Below are 20240 nucleotides of genomic sequence, written 5' to 3' on the forward strand. Positions count from 1 at the left end.
TCAAACTGAAATCCATATCTAAATATTTATTAATTAAATATATCTGAAACTTTATCCTTAAATTTACTAATCATTGATTCCTTTAATGACTTCCTAAGGGCTTCTGGATTAACTTTTATTACTTTCCACGAGTTTTCAGCACAAATTTCCATAATGTTGTTTATCATAAATCTATGTTCACTATTTTCAGACCCCCAACTGAGCATTAAAGCTCCACTTTTTCCTCCACTTACAACCTGTTCTATTTCCACTCTATTGTTACCAATAAACTTCAAAATCGTAGCTGACATTAATGTGGAACTAATCCTCATATAATAACATTCCCTCATAATCATCATTGTGTCTCCATCTCTGTAAATATGGCTATTAGTATTATAACTACTAATACTTTGATCTAATATATCACCTAATTTTCTAATATCGTCTCCTTCAATAGTCATATAAGCCACATTCATACATTGAACACCCCTTATGCAATTTATTTTTATATGCCATCTACCAACTTCTCTAAATACCTTAAGTCCGCTTCCCTCCAGAAAATTTTGTAGTTTTTAGTATCTTCTCCCATATGCAAATCTATTGTCATATATTTTTCCCCAACTATATCTATTTTCATAAATCCCCTGACTTTTCATTTGTATAATCAAAAGTAAATCCAAAAGTATAATTTTTATATCCTTCTACTGGGAGCCAGTCTTTTAAAGTACGTCTAACCCTAAATTTACTTACATAATCTAATATTTCTTTAATAATCTTTTCTTCTTTTATTTCCACCTCGTAATGTTTACTATCATTGCCATCGTTTTCTAAATAATTAGCACTTATATATACCCCTTCAACTGTGTTATTTTCAACTATATCGTCTAATATATTCTCTACTTTTATGGGGCGAAAATAGAAACATATAATTAGTACTAGTAAAATAATAATATATCTTGAAATTTTCTTTTTTATTTTTGTAACCCCCTTTAACTAGATATTCATAATGGAAGCTATATTTCCATATGAAATCTTTTCTATTTCCTCTTCATTAAAATCCATTTGATTTAATATAGAACCATAACTTTTATAATCACATTCAGGATAATCGGTACCAAATATTAGACGATCTGCTCCAAACATTCTTAAGATTCGATTAGTCTGCTTGATCCCATATAACATAACTAGCTCTGGCAATATGAATGAAATATCAACCCAGGTACATCCTGAAAATGCATCTAGATATTTCATACCTCCCATATGAGCTGTGATAAATGTAATATCTGGAAATACTTTTATCATTTTATTGATTTTATCTGGGGCACAACTATCATGAAATCCTGTTTTACATGGATTACTATGATACATAACAGGAATATCTAATTCTGCTGCTTTTCTTAATACTGGTACTAACCTTAAATCATCAGCATCTATACCTAAGTTATTAGGATGAATTTTTAACCCATGTAGCCCTAGCTCCTTTATAGCATAGTCCAGTTCATAGGGAGCTCCATCTAAAATATAAGAGCCATTCATATTTATATCAGCAAAAGCCATAAACCTATCTGGGTACTCCTTTATAATCTTAGAGTGAAATTCATTTGTCTCTCTAGCTGAATAATACATATACATATCATTTGTAGGCTGCAAAATAGCCTTTTTAATATTATACTTGTCCATTAAGTCAACATATGTTTCTATATCTGCCTTTGCCCAAATACACTCTTCACCTTGATATTTAATAAATTCTAGCCTTTTATTTTCTGGTAATATATGTATGTGACCATCTATTTTTCTAATTTTATTCCAATCCATTTTATGCCTCCTTAAAATAATGTGACTTGTAGATTTCAATTGTATATTTATTATAGCACATTCTGGTAGTTTTAAGATAATAATAAAAGATAGCCTATAAATTGACTATCTTTTATCTAAAGTTATACAATTTTCAGTAAAACATTCATAAAACATGGGTAGGGCTTCAATAAATTGAAGCTCTACGCAGATCATTATTATCCCTATTTTTAAACTTATTATTTTATATATTTATCACTGACTAATATATCTGATAATATCTCTGTCGGTATAGTGAACTCTACAACCCCCATATAACCAGGAGCTACTTCGTATTCATTAAATGAGATTGTTAGCTTACCTTCATCATTGATATAGAACTCTTGATTCTTTGATATTTTTTCAAAAAACTCTCCAGGGCCATCTCCTTCTATTTCTTTTATCATATAGATTTTCCCTTCGTCTTCTTTGTTTTCCTTTATCATTTGCTCTTTAATGTTTTTAGTTATAACATCAACATAGCTATCATCTTTAAATAAACTTGGTAATGTTATCAAAACTTCCTTTTCCTTATCTATAGTGTCATATTTTACTTTGGTCATTGATGATGCTCTAGTCTCTGTGACATAACGTTATTCTCTCCTTTTTCCATATTCTTAATGGCTCTACACTTTATAGACGGCTAAGGTCTTCAAAAAGTTTTTATTTTTTTATAATTGCCTATTCTTTTATGAAAAATTAATAGTTGAAAATAAAAAAGACCATAACTAATATGTTTAACTACTAGTCATAGCCCTTCATTTATTACATATTTATCCCACAATAAATTTTAAAGAGCAGAATAATGTCTGCTCCTATTAAAATCTTAATCTTAAAATCCCAATATACTAGTTCTTCCTTTTACGATGATAATTCTAGTAATTATTGTTTGAAATTATATCGGTTATACAACTTAATAACTCTATCTAACATATCTTCATTATCTAACCATATATCAGGTTCAAAACCAACTCCATCTATAAAATAGGGAGGATATTTGTTCATATCAAGACCAGCACCTAGATAAACATTTAAATTAGAGTTAGGAAGATACACATTTTGTAAATCTGATACATCATGATATCCTGCTGTATTGGTCCCAACAAATACAACATTGTCTAAGGTTCTAAGATGCTCAATAAAAATTTCACCAGAAGATGCAACACCTTTATCCACTAAAACAAATATTATATTATCATTATTTACCCATTTACTATCTTCCACTTCAACCTTCCAATCATCATAAGCTTTATTTTTTAATGCTTCTACTTTGGGTCCATAATACTTTTCTACTTCTTCATTTAACCTTGGCATATCATACTTTTCCAGTAATGGCTCTATATTAATATCCTGTATGTTTTTTTGTGCCTGGAGATAAAGCTTACTATATCTTTTCATACTACTTTTTCCTGTCTTAGGAGGATGTCCTATATAATTTTCATACCAAAAATTACACCAAATATCACTTCCACCACCATTACCTCTTAAATCTATAATAAAAACTTCTTCATTCTTTAACTTTGAACCAGTTTCAACAAAATACTTAAGTGTATTCTCTTCTCTTTTATCATCAAGTCTTCTACATATTAGAACAGGTATCCCTTCTACTGTCTTTTGTTCAAATGCTGTTGGATTCCTATGAACCTTTCTTTTGGCTTTTGCTAGCTTTATGACATCCTTCTTCCTCTCTGAATCAAGATTATATTCTATTTGAAGAGATAATTTTGCCTTTTTATCATTTTGCAATAATCCTATATAATAAATAAGTTCCCCATTTTCATTTATAGCTAACTTTAAGTATTTCTCTACTTTCTCATCTTTATTAATTGATTTTAGATATCTTTTTTTATTATCCTTAGTAAAATAAAATCCTTTATTATTTTGTTTAATTTCTATTTCCTGATTACAATAATAATTTAACCTATGTTTTTTATTAATATGAATTCTACCAATTGCCAAATGACCATCTGTAATAAATGATAGTTCCTCATAAAATATGGTTTTAAGATCATTTACAGATAGTTCTTCCTTAGCATTAATACTATTGATAACTTGTTTTTTTGCTTGGTTAAAAATTTCATCACCGCCATAGTAACCATAACCACCATACATATATTTTAAAATTTTAAATAAGTACTCAGTATCTTCTAAGGCATTCTCTTTTGATATTGTTCCCTGTTTTTCTTCTCTTGGTTGTAATAAGCTTTCTATTTCATCCTCTGTAAACCCCTCTCTATCACCTGATACCTTGTATATATACTGCCTAATATCATTTTGGGATTCAGACTCAAGCCTAGCCTTTCTTTCCTGATTCACTTCTTTAATCACCTTATTAAAATCTAGTTCTTTCTCTGGCTTACATGATGGTAAAAATAATATTGCTAAAAATATTACTATAATCGATGTCTTAGCTAAATATTTTTTCATCTGATCACTCCTTGTCCTATTATTTTCTACTAAATATAAACGTGTTTCTAGCTAATACTTATACTTTATTTTGAAAAGCAAATTCTATCAACATATATATTAACTACTTTCCCATATAGTTTCATGACATTTCTTGCTGTTTACTTAAAAAGGAATGTATTCCATGCCTCGACTCATGAATTAAAATATCAGCTTCAACAGGTCTCCCTACCACATTCATACAAAGAAAATACATACCAGTGCTATCAATAGAATAACAAAATCCTCCCCGGGTCTTACCTTCAACATAATGTCACCCTTAGTTTTCATTAGTTACTGAGGAATTTGTAATCCCTCGGTAAATTATATGTTTATTATAGCATATAGTGGTAGGTTTTTGAGAAAAGTAAATCTAAAGCTCTTAGTAATTTCGAATCCATTCGAAGGTTTTCCATTATTCTACACTAAAAAAAGACTATAACTAATAGTTTTAACTACTAGTTATAGCCTTTTTTTATTACTGAATATACTTTTTAACATCATCTAGGCTTTCATACTCTAAAATATCATCAATTATAAGTTCTAAAGTCACAGAATCTAATTCACTTATCTTAGATTTAAGCTCTTCTGATACTGCTCCAAATTTTTTAATCAATAGTTTAATGCTAGTTTTTACAAGAGCTTTTTTTCTCCTCTTGTTTCGCCCTTTTCCATTCCCATTATTATTCCTTCTTCCCTAAACTTTTCAGCTAAAGTCATAACAACTTTCCTCCCTTCTGGATATGTTGCTTCTATTTCCTCAATTATTTCATTAGCATCTTCCTTCGTTAATTTTTCCCCTGCATTTAATATATATCTCATAAATGTTTCAAAATACTCTATTGCTGATTATTTATCTTCTAATTCTTGTAAATACTCCGTTGCTCTTGTAATAGTTTCTTTTAGACCCTTATTATCTTTTATAAATATATCTCTAAATATGCTAATCAATATTCTAAGCTTGGCTTCACCTTTTATCTCTTCATCTGTATATCTTGAAATATCATAAATTAAGTATTCATAATCTGGAATAAACCTTTGTATATCATTTGAAAGCTCTTCATATCCCGTTATCATTTCTCCCAGTGTAGTTCTTATATTCCAACTTTCCTTTCCATGATATACTACAAGAGGTATAATCATTGGCAGTTCATCTGTTTTCTCTTTTTTAACTTTTGCTTCCCAAATCTCTATCATATACTTTAAAAGCTGAAAAGATATGTTTTTACTAGTATAACTTTTATGTTAAAATAGAAAATAAATATATCCTTCTATATTATTTATATTTACCCTAAAAAGCATATCCGAAAAAACTTCTTTAAGTTCTTTATTATTTTGCCTCTCCCACTGATCTATTAGCTTACTTAATTGAAAAAAATCTCACCGCAGTTTACTAAGATGATAAACTTATATATATTTTAAATCCTTTTTATCCCTTGCAAGTGAAAGTAAACATTTCGCCTACTAAAAGGAGCAGGACTAGTATATAATAATTTAAACTTGTCAAAGTCACTTAACCTTTTTGAATGATAATAGGGTTTTTCAAATCTTAATTTTCCATTTCTAATCCAATCTGGTACTTTCATTCCATACATTTGTAGTTTATAATCTATTAATGCTGATATTTTTATTAAATATTCTAATTCCTCTTTATTGCACATCTCTATATCTATAGGTTCATATAGGCTATCTATAAACTCTTTATCTTGTGTTTTTAATAACTCTAACAGTTGATTTAAACTAGTATCTTCATCTGGGTATTCAAATAATGCCCTTAAGTACTTATTCCCAATCATAACCTAAATCCTCTCCTAAATATTTAATAAAATTCATTTGTCTCTCATCTACGATAGTCTTTGGCACATAATTCGAAACTATTTCTAAAAGTTTGTCTTTAGTATCTATATTTAAATCTTTACACAATATGTATGCATCTACAAAGTCTTTAGCTGGTTCCGGTCTAGCAGCTAACACCTTCATAGCTAATAATTGTTCTGCTTTAGGTTTTAATATCTTCAAATTAGAATACGCCTTATAAGTTTCTTTATCTTCTTTTAGAATAGATTTAAGAGGTTCTTTAATCTCTTCGTTTATCCAACCATCTGAAAGATTAAAAGTGGATTTAGTAAGCTCTAATATATTTTCTAATAATCTAAAGTTAGTTTCGCTAAATACACAATCCACATCTTTAGTTGCAGGTCTATTGTCATAAATCATAGTCATGATGGAATCACGATAGATAGTTATTTCCAACTGTAACTGATTCTCTTTTAACCGTTCATTTAAATAATCAAATATCTTTATAAGCTTATCTTTATCCAATAAACCTATATTATTGAAAATATCCATATAATCATCTCCTTGCTTATAAGCATATATTTATATTTTATCATATGATTATGTAATTTAGTTTCTTCTAAAATATAAACTATATGAATATATTCTTATTACTTACAACATTACATCATATAAGACGCTATATCTATTTAATACTTTCAATTTATTATCTATAATATCTTTCTCCAACCCTTAGTGGGTTAAATGATTACTATTTCCCCTTCTAATATCCCCTTTGATATTTTTCTAAGCTTTCTATCATAGAATTGAAAAAACTCATTTTCCCTAGCTCCATCGGGGTCTTTTAAGCTTTTTTCAATAAATTCAATACTTTCATTTAAACATGATAATTGTATATCCCACAAATATTCTTCGTAAGAAAGTCCCGTTTCTGTTAGGTTTTCGTAGTATGACTCTAGAAATATTTTTTTCAGTTCCTCTGTCATATAGTAAATGTTATCAGTTTCTGAACCGTGGGTAATAAGCCTAGCTGGGTCTATAGAATATGGCATAATACCTGAAAAACCCCAATCAATAAAAACTACTTCCTTTTCAGTTTTAATTGCATTAAGGGGTAATAAATCCCCATGGGAAAGTGTCCTTGGACAGGTTCTTTGTCTATTAATAAATATTTCATATGCCTTAAGTTCATCTGGTCTATTCTTTAGACACTCTTTGCGTTTTAATATCCTCTTAAGGTATTTATCCATCCTACTTCCTTCATGTATTCCATTAGGCTTTTCTGACCAATAGTAATTGGATATAGTAGCTAAACTATCAGCACATAAAACCGCCGTTTCCTTATTAAATAATTTTAAATCTATTCCCGATACAAACTCTTCTATAATCCAAAAATTTTCTTTATATTTGTAATCAGTGTAGTAAGCTGGAACTGGAAAGTTATTATTATTTAAATATTTTTTAAATACTTCAACCTCTGACTTATCTGTCCTTTTTAAAACATAAATCGATCCATCAACATTAACTTTATATACATCATAAACCCTTTCCTCTTCAGGGTTAGTTTCCTTAAAGGCAGTAATATCAATTTTCGAGGCCTCGGTAAATATACTCTGTACTACTTCTTTCAAAGTAGATAATAGGTTTTTATCTTCGACTCTTACTGTAGTAACTGACATATTGTTTTCCATTTTATCCCTCCATAAATTGCCTATTTCCTATAAGCTCCACTACATAATATACTTACCTCAAAATTATAACATCACTTTACCATCTATTTATGTTCACAAATGATTCTGTATAGAACTTAGTTTTTTATTTTTTTGTTCCTATAAGTTCTATCAACCCATCTGAAAGAGTTCCTCTCCAGCAAAGAGGTTGATGACCTCCCATAAACTCTTTATAACAATAATTATAACCCTTTTCCTTAAGCATATCTCTAAAGTTTCTATTTGTTGTTACCATCCCTTCAAAATGCTCTAGTTTTCCTACATCTGCATAAATTTTTAAAGGTAATTTATCTTTTTTCATAAATTCTCTAGTTAACCATTCTTTTTCTTCCTCATCCTCAGGGGACCACCAATATGCTCCAGATTGAGATAATACATTTCCAAAGATTTGTGGATACTTCATACCTATAAAAGATGCAGCTAAACCTCCTAAGCTAGACCCAGCAATAACTGTTTGTAATGGATCCTTTGTTACATTATAGTTAGTTTGTACCCAAGGTATCAACTCTTCAGACAGAAATTTCCCAAAGGTTTCATTACACATCAATTCACTAAACCTTGATTTAGATGAAGCGTTACCTACAAACACGGCTATAGTAGGAGGTATTTCCTCCTTAGCTATTAAGTTATCCAGTATGGTTGGTGTTGGAATAGTTTGTGTATATGTAAAACCATCAAATGTTAATAATAGATGATAAGGTTTACTATTTTTACTATAGCCACTAGGAGTATATATCCATATCCTTCTCTCGTTGTTTAACAAGCTACTTGACATCCTAATTTCTTTTAAGCTTCCCTTTGGAACATCTTCTTGTGACTCAATCCAAGGTTGCTTTACCGCATCAGGAAGTTCTAAAATTGATGTTATCTCTTCATGATCCCCACCTGGTTCGTCATCTGCTGGAGATACAAACTGTTTCTTATTATAGGGGTCTGTAACACACCTTTTACCATACTTATCCCAATTATCAAATACCTGTTCAAAATCAAGGGGAATATCTTTCCCTATAAAATAATTGTCTCTAACTCCATTTTGTACCTTATAAGACCTATAGTAGATATCTGTTCCCTCTAGTCTATCAAGAATATTATCTTTTAATATATATCCTGATATAAAAGAAGCTACAACAAACTGTTTGACACCCTCTTCTTCCTTTACTATAAAAGTAACTAGCTTATGTTCATTGTCACCTTCAATATCTTCAATTAATGGAGCTCCATTTTCTTCGATTTCTCTCCAGAAGCTCTCTAGTGCACTTTTATCTCCTGCTTTTACTTTGTTCTGTAATTTTTTTAATTTTGGACTTTTTATATTTTCGTTAGTCATATTTTCGCTAAATTGTTAAGCCACTAATGCTTATACAATTAGCTGCCTCCCTTCACTATGTCTTTTAATATTATAACTACTTACAATAAATCATTACACCTTAATATCCTTTAACCTTCACATAGATATAAAAAACCCTTAGATAAATATTTACCTAAGGGCTTTATTTAATAACTTTCTTCCAGTATCTATAAACATCTCCACCAAATTTAGAAGTATAGTGGGAATATTCAAAACCCAGTTCAATCATATCCCTAGATGGTCCTTCCTTTTTACGTTCATCTTCCCCTGGACAATCAATAATATATCCCCCTGACTTTAGTACACGACAAAGCTCTCTATATTCCTCTTCATAATCATCCCCAATAACATGACCAGCCATAATTATATCAAAGGTATCATCCTCAAAGGGAATAGTTTGTATAGTTCCATCTAAGACAGACATGTTTTTTACATTAAGTCGCTTCTGTTTTTCCCTTAAGTATTCCCTTAGAAGTTCTCCAGGTTCACTGGCATAAACCCATTGTGCCACCGGTGCCACAGCAAAAGCTAGACGGCCTGTACCACTTCCTAAATCTAGTACCCTTTTATCTTTAAAATCTGTAATGGATAAAATACGCTCAGAATCCCATCCCTTAATATAATCCAATTCCTCCATCATTTCTGGATAAACATACACCATCATCGTATCCATTACATCAATAATGTAAGCTTCACTTTTCCTTACTTCTTCTTTAGTTAAACCCTCTTCTACATCCTTAACTAAATTATTAAAATAATCCTTATATTCTGGACATCTATTTATAAAGTACCATAAAACCGATGGATTATAGGCTAAGGCAATAGAAAGATGCTTTTGGGACTCTTCTTTCTGTAAATTTTTTGCTATAACTTCAATCATAAACTTATCCATTAATAATAAACTGTCAAATGAAAATTCTTCTGCTTCTATCCAATTAAGCGACATATTTTTCCCCCTTAGTTGTTGTATAAGATCATTGTATATGGTTATCTTTAGTGAAGCAAGGTATTAAACATTTTAGATTGTTTTATACTTATGAAACTGGGCTAAATATATCATTGTTGATAATCGGTATACCTTAATACACATCCTTTTTATGATACTTTTTTCTCAGTACGATCATAAGAATTAATGCTATAATACTAATCCAAGCGAAAACATCCCCTATCCCTGAATATATAGTTTTTACTCCGTTAATTGGAACTTGGGCTACTGTTACCCATTCAGAAGACTGACAGTGATCCATAGAAGCTATGATATTCCCCTTTGGGTCAGTGGCTAAAGAAAGCCCATTAATCGATTGTCTAAATAAAGAATATCCATTTTCTACTGCTCTAAAATAACCAACAATGGTATGTAACGGATCTATTTCCCTCCAATCTGCAGTGGGAGCAAGCATAATGTCTACATTCTTTTGTCCTGCTTGTCTTATTATCCTAGGAAAGTCTTGATCCCAACAAATAACTCCAGAAATTTTTCCATAGGGTGTATCAACGGTATGGATATTTCCATCCCCCTTGACAGTACCTTCAATGAAATTTCCACCAAACTTATAATGGGACAATACTATGTCACCATGGGGATCAACCATTATGAGCTTATTTTCATCCTTTTCCTTTGTATCTTGGTGTTCACTAAATAAAGACATTAGCAGATAAATGTTTTCTTCCCTTGCAATACTCTTTGCTTTCTTTAGAAGCTTTGATTCATCCTCCTTTGCTACAATTGGGAGAACTTCACTCCAAAGTACAATCTTAGCTCCAGCTCTTGCTTCTCTTATAGTTGCTTCAAAGGTTTTATCTTGTAACTCTTTAGTTATTTCTCTAAAGTATTCCCAATCATCTTCAGCAGCCTTCCAATATTGTTTTCCTTCAGAATTCCTCAAATCATAGGTGTGGATTCCTGCTATTCTTACTGTTCCTTTTTTAGGTATTTTAATTAAACGTATTCCCCCATAAACAAAAACCAAGGATATGATAGTTCCGTAGATAAGGATTGCTTTCTTTATTTGATTTTTATTGTCTAGATTGTCCCAAATATAGGTTACTGTTGAACCGAACCAAGTAATTAAAAAAGTAAGTCCCCACAATCCGGTTATTGAAACAAGTTGTACTAAAGGCAATATCCTATATTGAGAATATCCCAATGCTCCTGTACTTCCCATGGGACTTAAAGATGCATATATATAATCAATCGAAGTATAGGCTAAGGGGAATATCAGTGTGGCAATAAATCCTCGGTACTTATAGTATAATAATCGATCTAGTAGAAATGCTCCACCATATAAAAACCCTAGTAAAGCTGGCAAATAAAATAAGAAACTCTTTGGATTATAAGATGAAAATCTTAAAAAGGCTAATTGACTACATACGCTAAGAATAATTGCAACAATAATATAACCTTTTAAAGGTTTTTGCTTACGGGTAAACCTAAGTATAAAAATTGGGAACATCCATGCTGCAAAGGCAAAGCTCCATCGTCCATTACTAAAAAAAGTGAAAAAAGCTGCTAAAATTAACAGAACAATATTTATGTATAATTGTTTTTTATGTTTCATTTTTCAATACACCTCCTATGTTTCTCTGTAACACTTCCATAAACCTCTCCAACAAATTTATCCTTGTCTAATGCTACTGACATGATATTTAAAGTAAATAAAAAACTATATTAACATATGAGATTATTAATTCAATATATTTCTCTAAATTCCTTTAAAAAGAATAATATGTTGTATTTATAGGGTGAAAAATAAGCATGAACTTTCTCCATGCTTATTTTAGTTATGCTATTCTTTATCCTACTTCTTTAATTGGTTATAATCATTTCTTGCTGCCGTTGCTGTAAATAGCATATAGGTTCTAAATAGACTTTTAAAATATTTATTGAAAACTTCAGTCTCTAGCTCATCTGTCCTTTTTAAAACATATACCGACCCACCAACATTAACTTATATCAATCCTCTCTTATCTATATTTACTAAAATTAAGTTTCGATACTATACGGGCTAAGAAGTTTTCCTTTTTTAGTTCCACTGCCTCATGGACACATAACTCATGACAGCACATACATTCAATGCAAATATTATAATCAATCTTTTTATTATCTGTACTAATAGCCTCTACTGGACAACTCTCCACACATACATTACAACCCTTACATTTTTTCATATTAACCTTTGGCTTAGTCTTAAAGAAATCAATAACCTTAACTAGTGCATTATAATTCCGTTGTTTAGTGCTTTTATAGCGCTTTGGTAATTTAAAATTATCTAGTTTAGGAATCCTTGTATAGTCACCATCTATCCTTATATTCTCCAGTTTACTTTCCCCTATATTTCTTTTTCTAGATCCCCTTAGGATAGGTATATCTTCTATATCCATCCTCAACATATCAATAGCTACAGTATCTAGTGCTAAGGGATCTGTACTGATTAGAATCTTATTTGCTTTATATACATCTCCTGCAGTTGGCCCTTCTCCCTCCATAGCAGAAATACCATCCATAATATGTAGTTGGAATTTTGCTGATTCATGGATATCCGCTATTATTTCACCAAAGTTCTCTGGATTGGGAGCTACCTTATGATATTTCGCCTTTCTCAAACCGGGTATACACCCAAACACATTTTTCACAGCCCCTGTATAAATACCTGCCGAATGGGTTTTAAGCCTATCCAAACCTCACATCCCTGACTTTTTAAAATCCTTATCATTCCCCTGACAAATTCACAGTGGGTCACAGCGGCTGATTCAGGTGGTTTAGGACCAATTAGATTTACCTTTAATAAAACTTTATCCCCTGGATGTACAAATGAGTCCCATCCCCCTAATTTTTCTATACCATCATTAATCTTTGACATTAACGTACTTAGATCATATTCCTTACACTCATTAATAACTACCTTACTCATATTACCCCCTCCTTGCTATTAAGTTATTAATTCAATATATTTCCTTAAATTCCTTTATGAACAATGATATATTTGGAATATAATAAAAATAAGCATGGAGAAAATCCATGCTTATTTTTATTATGCTACTTCTACCATTTCACAAGTTTTGTTAAAAATTAAAGCCTCTCTTATATCATCAAATCTAATCCATAACCTTTCGTCATAATCACCACATATATGAGATAATGTAGTATCACAATTTTCTAATCTTTTATCTCTCCAATATAAATTATCATCCTGAATTAAGTTATTTTCATATTCATCCATAGCTGCTAAAATAATATCTTCATTTTCTAAAGTATTTCTGTTTCTTTTAACACTATATTCTAATGCTCTATCAATGATAGCTGTTTTCCCACTTATTTCTCTACCATCTATTTTAGAATAACTATAATCTATTTCAGAATAACTGGACATTTCGTCTATTAGCTTGTAGTAGTGCTTCTCTAAAACTAAAGATATTAGCCTTGGATTAGCACCCTTATTCAGTAAGATTTCTTGTACATGTTTTGAATTTTCTATTACCTTACTAAAAAAGAGTTCATAATTCACAGGATTATCACATTCATATGCAAAGTTTTCTATGTCAGTTAAGGTTTTCTTTGAGTCTTTAGATAATGAAATATTATATAATTTCAAATATCTTTCTAGGTCAGCAATAACTAAGTTTGGCTTAATTTTCATAAACTAATCTATCCCTTCTATAAACTAAATTTTTGATACTTTGATTTATAGCTTGTCCATATTTGTAGATTTTATTCACATTTAGAATATACTTATTGCATATCTCTTCATCTGAACAAACATCCTCTGCTCCTTCAAATTCTATTCCCTTCTGATGAATTAATAACTCAATTCTATATAGATAACAAATATTATTGCAGTAAATTTAAAATTTTTTTCTGTTTTTGTTTTCTAAAATCTCTCCTTTTTATTTCGCTAGCATAATTTTTTTATTTATCTATCAATTTATATAACTAATAATGTATAGTACAATAATTCTATGACCATAATCATAAAATAAGGCGAACTTACGTTCGGAAAAGAGGGTTTGAATTTCAATTGTACTATAGTATAATATATTTATATTACATATATAGAGGGTGAAATTTTTGAATTTTAAAAAGCGTGGTGGCCCTAGAAAAGGAGCCGGAAGAGTCCCTTTGAAAGATAGTGAAAAAAAGAAGGGAGTCAAAATATACATAACAAATAAAACCAAAGAAGAAATTATTAAGTATGGCTTTGGTAAAAATTTTTCTACTAAAGCCGTAAATTTAATAAAAGCAGAATTAACGAATAGAAAAAATAAATGTACATTGGAGGAATAATGATATGAAAAAGACAGTAGTGGAGCTTTTTGCCGGAGTGGGCGGTTTTCGTTTAGGATTAGGTAAGGCTTCAAATGAATGGGAATTTGTATGGACTAATCAATGGGAACCAAAACGAAAGTCACAACATGCTTTTGAATGTTATACTCAACATTTCAGAAAAACAGATAGTGATATAAATGAGGATATAAATAATATAGATAAGAATATAATCCCAGAACATAGTTTACTTGTTGGAGGATTTCCCTGCCAAGATTATAGTGTAGCAAGAACAGGAGCTAAGGGTATAGAAGGTAAAAAAGGAGTTCTTTGGTGGAATATATATGAAATATTAAAACTAAAGAAACCTTCATTTGTATTACTTGAAAATGTAGATAGATTACTAAAGTCACCTAGTAGCCAACGTGGTAGAGATTTTGGTATAATGCTCGCTTGTTTTGACAAATTAGGTTATTCAGTAGAATGGAGAGTAATAAATGCAGCCGAATATGGTTTCCCCCAAAGGAGAAGAAGAATTTTCATATTTGCTTTTAAAAATGACACAACATACTCTAAAAAATTCGATGGAGTAAACTTTTATGACTGGGTTCATAATACTGGCTTTTTTCAATCCCAATTTCCAATATTAAGTGAAAATACAGCACGTTATACCCCTTGTGAAACTAACATTAAATATAATGATTTAGTAGAAGTTTCTGATAATTTTAGCTTTAAATTTTTAAATACAGGTGCCATGGCTAAAGGTAATATATATACTGAAGAAACACGCCCAAAATTCAATGGGCCTTTTAAAACTTTGGGCGATATTTTAGAAAAAGGTGTTGGCAGTGAATATTATTTGAATAAGGACTTGGACAAATGGAAATACCTTAAAGGTGCCAAAAAAATTGATAGAGTCAGTAAAGATGGACATAAGTATAGATTCTCTGAAGGTGCAATAGCTTTTCCTGACCCTCTTGATAAACCTTCAAGAACTATGCTTACAAGTGAATCTTCTAAAAATAGAAGTACCCATATAATTCTAGATCCTGAAACAAACAAAAAACGAAAACTTACACCTGTTGAATGCGAGAGATTAAATGGATTTCCTGATAACTGGACAAATACTGGTATGTCACAAAGATTCAGGTATTTTTGTATGGGAAACGCATTAGTTGTAGGTCTTGTAGAAAAAATGGGAATTCAACTTAATAATATTATAGAAAATGAGAACTAAAAGCTGTAGCTTTTAGTTCTCATTTAACTTCAACAAATTTTAATGTTTCAGTATTAACATCATAACTATATTTAATAAGCCTCACATTCATCCATTTGTCAGATACTATTGGTCTTCTTCCTTTTGTATAGTTTCGAACACAAATTTCATTTTTATAATCTATAACTTTTTTAGGAAAATCATATGCTACAATAAAAGCTTCAATCATCGAGTAATCCCCAGCGGCATATTCTTGATTAATCCAATCTACATATTTCATAGTCTGGTCTACTGCATCCTTCGTTGCAGTGTCTTTTTTAATTTCGATTAGTAAATATTTTGATATAGTATCAAACCCCATTATATATCTATAACCGAATATATCTATTTTGTCCATATAATCTATAGGTTTAAATGGGGAAGCTATAACTTGATGAGAAATATAATCCCAGTGTCCAAATATGTTTTTTTCATCAGAACTTAATACATCAATTATTCCAGCCTCAACAGCCATTTCATGTTTTATAAAATCTTCTTTAGAACTATATTTTAATATATCTTTTGAAGATACTTTATAATTATAGTCCATTATATTGTTTATCTTATTATGTACATCCTTTTTAAAAGAAAAAACATTTTTCTGTGAATAAATATACTCTTCATTACGTTTTAATATTATGTCTCTTAATGCCTTATTTTCTTCATCATCTATCTTTATAAATGAAAGTTTCCAAAAAGCTCTTAACATTCTAAATCTTTCTGGCTTAAAAGAAAGGATATCATCCATGTCAACTCCATTTATGAAAAAATACGGTGATGGCTCAAAAGTACATACTATTCTATTATTTATATTCTCTTTTTTATTAAGTACCATTTTTCCTTTTATATCATTATATCTTTGAACTTCTGGCTCTAATGATTTAGGATAATTTAAATACTTACACTCTTTAGTATCGGTGTCAACCGAAGTAAGTTTACCTATTCCAAATATTTTTCTGTCACTAAAAAAATAGATGTTGTCACCTGGTTTCATACTTAAATAATCTGCAAAAGTTCCCTCATGAGCTGTTAACCATCCCTTCCTATTAGATGGTGGCTTCTGGATTGTACTATAGACTCCATTGTTAATACAAAATTGTAAGTAAGGATTATCTGCAGGCTGTATTTTCTTTTTCTTAGGTTTCTTTATACTAAAAATATATCCAGCCATATTATACTCCCTCTTTATTTATTTCATCTAATACATAACTATTGTTTAACCAAAAACACTGTTTTGTAAATTCTTCACCATTTGGTAATGGATAAGTATCATTTCTATTTCTAGCATGTGGTCTTACATGTGCCACTCTATTTTCTGAAGGTGACGGAAAATTATTGAACTTTCTTTTTCCTACCCTTCGAATTTCTATACCTTCATTTATAACTTCTACAGCTCTTCTCCAAACCTTTTTAACTTCATTATCTAAATTCTTTAAGGGCATATTCCAAAACATACCCTTATGCAACCTAAGTACATTATCTTCATCAAATTTGAAAATAACAAAAAAGAATTTAGTTTCTATAAACATCTCCCTTAATTTAGAACTTGTCCATTTTTCTTGTACAATCTCTTTGAATTTAAAAGTTGGAAATGACATATGTTCTTTAATCTTGCCATTTCTTTCTATACGAATTGCCTTTACTTTTATGTTAGCTTTTGCAAATTCTGATGCATTTTTCGTATTTACCCCCAACATTCTTAGAGCAACTTTTGAGGCAAAATTCTTTAACCCAGTGTTTTTTACTGAATATTCCTCTGCAAGTTCTTCTACACTTTTTCCATGATTTGAGTTTATAATATCTAAAACATATTGTTCAAATGTTTTATCTTCCAAATCATTAACATTTTTTATTATAGGTTCATATGTCTTTTTTCCTTTAATCATATAATCATTTAAAACATGGGTCATATACTTGTTTTTTAAAGACAATGCCCGCTGCTTTGCCAATTTATCAGAGAAAGGTTGCTTTCTTAATGACCTTTTATTTGCACCTTTAGTACATGCACCTAAATAAAAGGTGTCCCCCTCAGATAATTCATGGGCCTTACCTTCTCTTATTTTATTCACTATTTTTTCCCAATCATCTTTAATTATTTTTAAGTCTTCTTCAGGATATTCAAATAATTGTGCATATTCTACTGTATAATCTAATCTATTAAGTTCTTTTTTATATAAATAGAAAATAAGAAGCAATAACTTATTCTTTCTCCAAAATGTACTACTTGCAAAATTTTCATTCACAATATCCATATAATTAATTATATTTAATACAAGTCTTTCTTTGGCAGAATATTTTTTGCCCCTTTTATTCTCTTTAAAAGGAGTTACTTTTAGCTCCACACCAGCTGCATTAAAATCAGGTTCATTATCACTATTAGGTTCATATTTAAAATGATACTTTTCAGTAATTTGACCTAACCGCCCTTTTCCTTTATAGTTTTTATATTCATCGGGTAATATTTCTCTAAATGTTTTACCTATTAATTTTTTAGCATATTCTTCGATTTCAACAGGTGAAGCCTTATCATATGGTAAATCCTTTAATAACATAACATTCGCCCCTTTTTTAAATAATATATATTTAAACTAAAACTTTCATATCAATACATATACATCTTAATTTCTCTTTTACAACTGTTTTTAACCCATATTTCAAGATGATTTTATAGCTTCATTTAATATTAAATATTTTTCACTTATCATTTTTATTTATAATATAGTTCTCCGCAACTAATCTATCAGAGGTTTTACTATAGATTTCATTTGAATGTAAATGTAATATTATAGTTCTGGGTTATACATAAATAGACTTGAGACATATGAAAATATAGATATTTCCTCTATCCTTATGTCATGGATAATTCTAATACATGATTTACCAATTTTTTCATCCTCTACATATAAGTTTTTTTTATCTTTTTCACTTAAACTTTCTAAAAATTCTTTGATTGTTTTATGTTTATGTTTATTATAATTGCTTTCTTTAATAATATTTAAAGCTGTTATATTATTGAAATATTGAAACATAAACCACCTAATGTATTTCTTGAAATTTATCTTTTCATCGTAATACTCTAGTTGATTAGAAAAAATGCATATATCTTTCGATATTACAAGTATATTTATTATCGTTTTGACTTCTCTTGGAGTTATATGCTTCTTTTTGTTGACCCAATCTAAAAATGTATTTATAAAAGCCTTCTCTTCTTCTTCGAAAACATCAGAAAATTTATCGTTTTCTTCATATTCTGGCTCTTTAACTTCATATCCACAACTAACTTCATCTATATTACTAGAATCTTTAGTATTATCAATTTCATTTAATATATAAGTTATATATCCCCCATATGAAGGTATCGCAGTTAAGTGTATTGGGATATTTATATATTTCTTTAAATACTCCATTCCAAATTTAATTTTATCTTTATTTTCTATTTTCTCATCAAAATAATGTTTATGATTTTCTGCTAATGAATAACATACAGAGGTATAATTAACAGATAATATAATTACTATATCTTCAACTGACAAAAAAAGCTGCAATGCATCAAAAAATTCTGAAATAGTTTTATCTGAGCATCTATCTAATTCATCAACCATGACTACTATTTTTTCTTCATTTTTATTTATCCATGCCTTTAATAGTTTTTTTAAATCCTTCTTAATATTTTCACGAAACCCTAAATCTTGTTTGTAATTTGGTAATTCTATCTTAGAAACAACTCTACTTGATAATGGTTGAATAAATTTTATCTGTTGTTTAATAAATGGTATTAAGATATTTATGATAGACATTATAAATGGTATAATTCCTGCTATACCTAAAAATTTATTTTCCAATATGCTTAATGATAAATTCTCACCTTTTAAAAAATATAGCCATACCATAGAAAGAATAAGCATAATGGCATTTATTACATATTTAGTAATATTTTCTTTTAATCCATCTATTATACTAACTCTTGCAAAGGAAAATTTCGCCCTAAATTTGTTCAAGTTTTCAAATTTGTCAAATAGCTTCGCTAACATAGACGCCCATATTTTTTGTCGCTCATCATATTCAGATGCATTATATCGTACAACATGCATTTTATTAATATGATTTCCTCCTATTTTATTGAAACTTTCTATTTCTTTCTCTATGAGATTTAAAAATGATGATTTTCCTTCTCCCCATTCCCCAAAAACTCCAACATTTAGTGGTGTTTTTGTAGTTTTTTTTGCGATATGTCTTGTTAAAATTTTAGCATATGTATTTCTTGAAAGTTTATCTATATAACTACCTCTATCTATAGCTATCATACCTGATTGATACTTTTTACTAAGTTCCTGAAATTTTTTTTCAAACTCTTTTTTTTCAATCTCAGCCCGAATTCTGCGATTTTCTTTAAGTAGTTTTTCCCTCTCTGAATCTAACTGTGCTATTGCATAATCATCACTATTTTTATAATCTTCATACTGCTCTTCAAAATCACCTTCATAATCTTCATATCCATTAATAATATAGCTAATTTCATCACCTATTTCAGTAATTCTTTCTTTATTTTTTTTAATTACATTGTCTTTATCCAAAATTCTTCCCCTTTTCTTT

22 protein-coding genes and 1 pseudogene are annotated in these 20240 nt (G+C 29.6%); 2 read left to right on the forward strand and 21 right to left on the reverse strand.

Annotation, left to right across the window (positions count from 1 at the left end; all coding sequences use genetic code 11):
• Nucleotides 1-29: 29 nt before the first annotated feature.
• The 18 genes and pseudogenes from V6137_RS00140 to V6137_RS00225 form a co-directional block, all read right to left on the reverse strand.
• On the reverse strand, nt 30-455 hold the full coding sequence (locus V6137_RS00140; RefSeq protein ID WP_425445842.1) for a hypothetical protein: 426 nt from the start codon (nt 453-455) through the stop codon (nt 30-32).
• A gap of 29 nt (nt 456-484) precedes the next feature.
• Complete coding sequence (locus tag V6137_RS00145; protein ID WP_425445843.1) at nt 485-616, reverse strand: hypothetical protein; 132 nt, start codon at nt 614-616, stop codon at nt 485-487.
• Nucleotides 613-774, reverse strand: coding sequence for a hypothetical protein (locus tag V6137_RS00150; RefSeq protein WP_425445844.1), 162 nt, complete (start codon nt 772-774; stop codon nt 613-615). Before V6137_RS00150 ends, V6137_RS00145 begins: the two co-directional genes overlap by 4 nt.
• A 198-nt stretch (nt 775-972) precedes the next feature.
• Complete coding sequence (locus V6137_RS00155) at nt 973-1794, reverse strand: amidohydrolase family protein (RefSeq protein WP_425445845.1); 822 nt, start codon at nt 1792-1794, stop codon at nt 973-975.
• Nucleotides 1795-2012: 218 nt separating this feature from the next.
• Nucleotides 2013-2375, reverse strand: a complete 363-nt coding sequence (locus V6137_RS00160; RefSeq protein WP_425445846.1) for an RsiV family protein — start codon at nt 2373-2375, stop codon at nt 2013-2015.
• A 319-nt stretch (nt 2376-2694) separates the two neighbouring features.
• Nucleotides 2695-4239 (reverse strand): S41 family peptidase, encoded by a 1545-nt coding sequence (locus tag V6137_RS00165; RefSeq protein WP_425445847.1) that lies wholly within the window; start codon nt 4237-4239, stop codon nt 2695-2697.
• A 496-nt stretch (nt 4240-4735) separates the two neighbouring features.
• Nucleotides 4736-4873 carry a DUF4351 domain-containing protein gene (locus V6137_RS00170; RefSeq protein ID WP_425445848.1) on the reverse strand — a complete coding sequence of 46 codons (138 nt, stop codon included), beginning with the start codon at nt 4871-4873 and terminating at the stop codon, nt 4736-4738.
• A gap of 17 nt (nt 4874-4890) precedes the next feature.
• Nucleotides 4891-5079 carry a hypothetical protein gene (locus tag V6137_RS00175; protein WP_425445849.1) on the reverse strand — a complete coding sequence of 63 codons (189 nt, stop codon included), beginning with the start codon at nt 5077-5079 and terminating at the stop codon, nt 4891-4893.
• Nucleotides 5080-5106: 27 nt separating this feature from the next.
• Nucleotides 5107-5613 (reverse strand): annotated as a pseudogene (locus V6137_RS00180) (Rpn family recombination-promoting nuclease/putative transposase).
• Nucleotides 5614-5675: 62 nt separating this feature from the next.
• Nucleotides 5676-6053, reverse strand: coding sequence for a hypothetical protein (locus V6137_RS00185; protein WP_425445850.1), 378 nt, complete (start codon nt 6051-6053; stop codon nt 5676-5678).
• Complete coding sequence (locus tag V6137_RS00190) at nt 6040-6606, reverse strand: hypothetical protein (protein WP_425445851.1); 567 nt, start codon at nt 6604-6606, stop codon at nt 6040-6042. Before V6137_RS00190 ends, V6137_RS00185 begins: the two co-directional genes overlap by 14 nt.
• A 188-nt stretch (nt 6607-6794) precedes the next feature.
• Complete coding sequence (locus tag V6137_RS00195; RefSeq protein ID WP_425445852.1) at nt 6795-7745, reverse strand: phosphotransferase; 951 nt, start codon at nt 7743-7745, stop codon at nt 6795-6797.
• A gap of 124 nt (nt 7746-7869) precedes the next feature.
• Nucleotides 7870-9111 carry an enterochelin esterase gene (fes, locus tag V6137_RS00200; protein ID WP_425445853.1) on the reverse strand — a complete coding sequence of 414 codons (1242 nt, stop codon included), beginning with the start codon at nt 9109-9111 and terminating at the stop codon, nt 7870-7872.
• A gap of 163 nt (nt 9112-9274) precedes the next feature.
• Nucleotides 9275-10078 (reverse strand): class I SAM-dependent methyltransferase, encoded by an 804-nt coding sequence (locus V6137_RS00205; protein ID WP_425445854.1) that lies wholly within the window; start codon nt 10076-10078, stop codon nt 9275-9277.
• A 133-nt stretch (nt 10079-10211) separates the two neighbouring features.
• The gene (locus V6137_RS00210) at nt 10212-11690 is read right to left on the reverse strand and encodes a nitrilase-related carbon-nitrogen hydrolase (RefSeq protein WP_425445855.1); all 1479 of its coding nucleotides are present in this window, start codon (nt 11688-11690) and stop codon (nt 10212-10214) included.
• 406 nt (nt 11691-12096) lie between these two features.
• Complete coding sequence (locus V6137_RS00215) at nt 12097-12810, reverse strand: DUF362 domain-containing protein (RefSeq protein WP_425445856.1); 714 nt, start codon at nt 12808-12810, stop codon at nt 12097-12099.
• On the reverse strand, nt 12762-13043 hold the full coding sequence (locus V6137_RS00220) for a DUF362 domain-containing protein (RefSeq protein WP_425445857.1): 282 nt from the start codon (nt 13041-13043) through the stop codon (nt 12762-12764). The genes V6137_RS00215 and V6137_RS00220 overlap by 49 nt, the downstream gene beginning before the upstream one ends.
• 120 nt (nt 13044-13163) lie before the next feature.
• The gene (locus tag V6137_RS00225; RefSeq protein WP_425445858.1) at nt 13164-13769 is read right to left on the reverse strand and encodes a hypothetical protein; all 606 of its coding nucleotides are present in this window, start codon (nt 13767-13769) and stop codon (nt 13164-13166) included.
• 428 nt (nt 13770-14197) lie between these two features.
• Between V6137_RS00225 and V6137_RS00230 the strand changes: the two genes are divergently transcribed.
• A complete protein-coding gene (locus tag V6137_RS00230; protein ID WP_425445859.1) occupies nt 14198-14413 on the forward strand; it encodes a hypothetical protein in 216 nt (71 codons plus the stop codon).
• A 4-nt stretch (nt 14414-14417) separates the two neighbouring features.
• Complete coding sequence (dcm, locus tag V6137_RS00235) at nt 14418-15629, forward strand: DNA (cytosine-5-)-methyltransferase (protein WP_425445860.1); 1212 nt, start codon at nt 14418-14420, stop codon at nt 15627-15629.
• A gap of 19 nt (nt 15630-15648) precedes the next feature.
• On the opposite strand, the gene V6137_RS00240 is transcribed toward dcm, so the two are convergent.
• The 3 genes from V6137_RS00240 to V6137_RS00250 all read right to left on the reverse strand — a co-directional run bounded on the left by V6137_RS00240 (nt 15649) and on the right by V6137_RS00250 (nt 20221).
• Nucleotides 15649-16818 carry a PDDEXK family nuclease gene (locus V6137_RS00240; protein ID WP_425445861.1) on the reverse strand — a complete coding sequence of 390 codons (1170 nt, stop codon included), beginning with the start codon at nt 16816-16818 and terminating at the stop codon, nt 15649-15651.
• A 1-nt stretch (nt 16819) separates the two neighbouring features.
• Nucleotides 16820-18199: a Sau3AI family type II restriction endonuclease gene (locus tag V6137_RS00245; protein ID WP_425445862.1), complete on the reverse strand. Its 1380-nt coding sequence runs from the start codon at nt 18197-18199 to the stop codon at nt 16820-16822.
• Between the two features lie 231 nt (nt 18200-18430).
• Nucleotides 18431-20221 carry a KAP family P-loop NTPase fold protein gene (locus V6137_RS00250; protein ID WP_425445863.1) on the reverse strand — a complete coding sequence of 597 codons (1791 nt, stop codon included), beginning with the start codon at nt 20219-20221 and terminating at the stop codon, nt 18431-18433.
• Between the last annotated feature and the right edge of the window lie 19 nt (nt 20222-20240).

It is taken from the genome of Dethiothermospora halolimnae, assembly GCF_037577855.1.
Lineage (GTDB): Bacteria > Bacillota > Clostridia > Tissierellales > VENL01 > Dethiothermospora > Dethiothermospora halolimnae.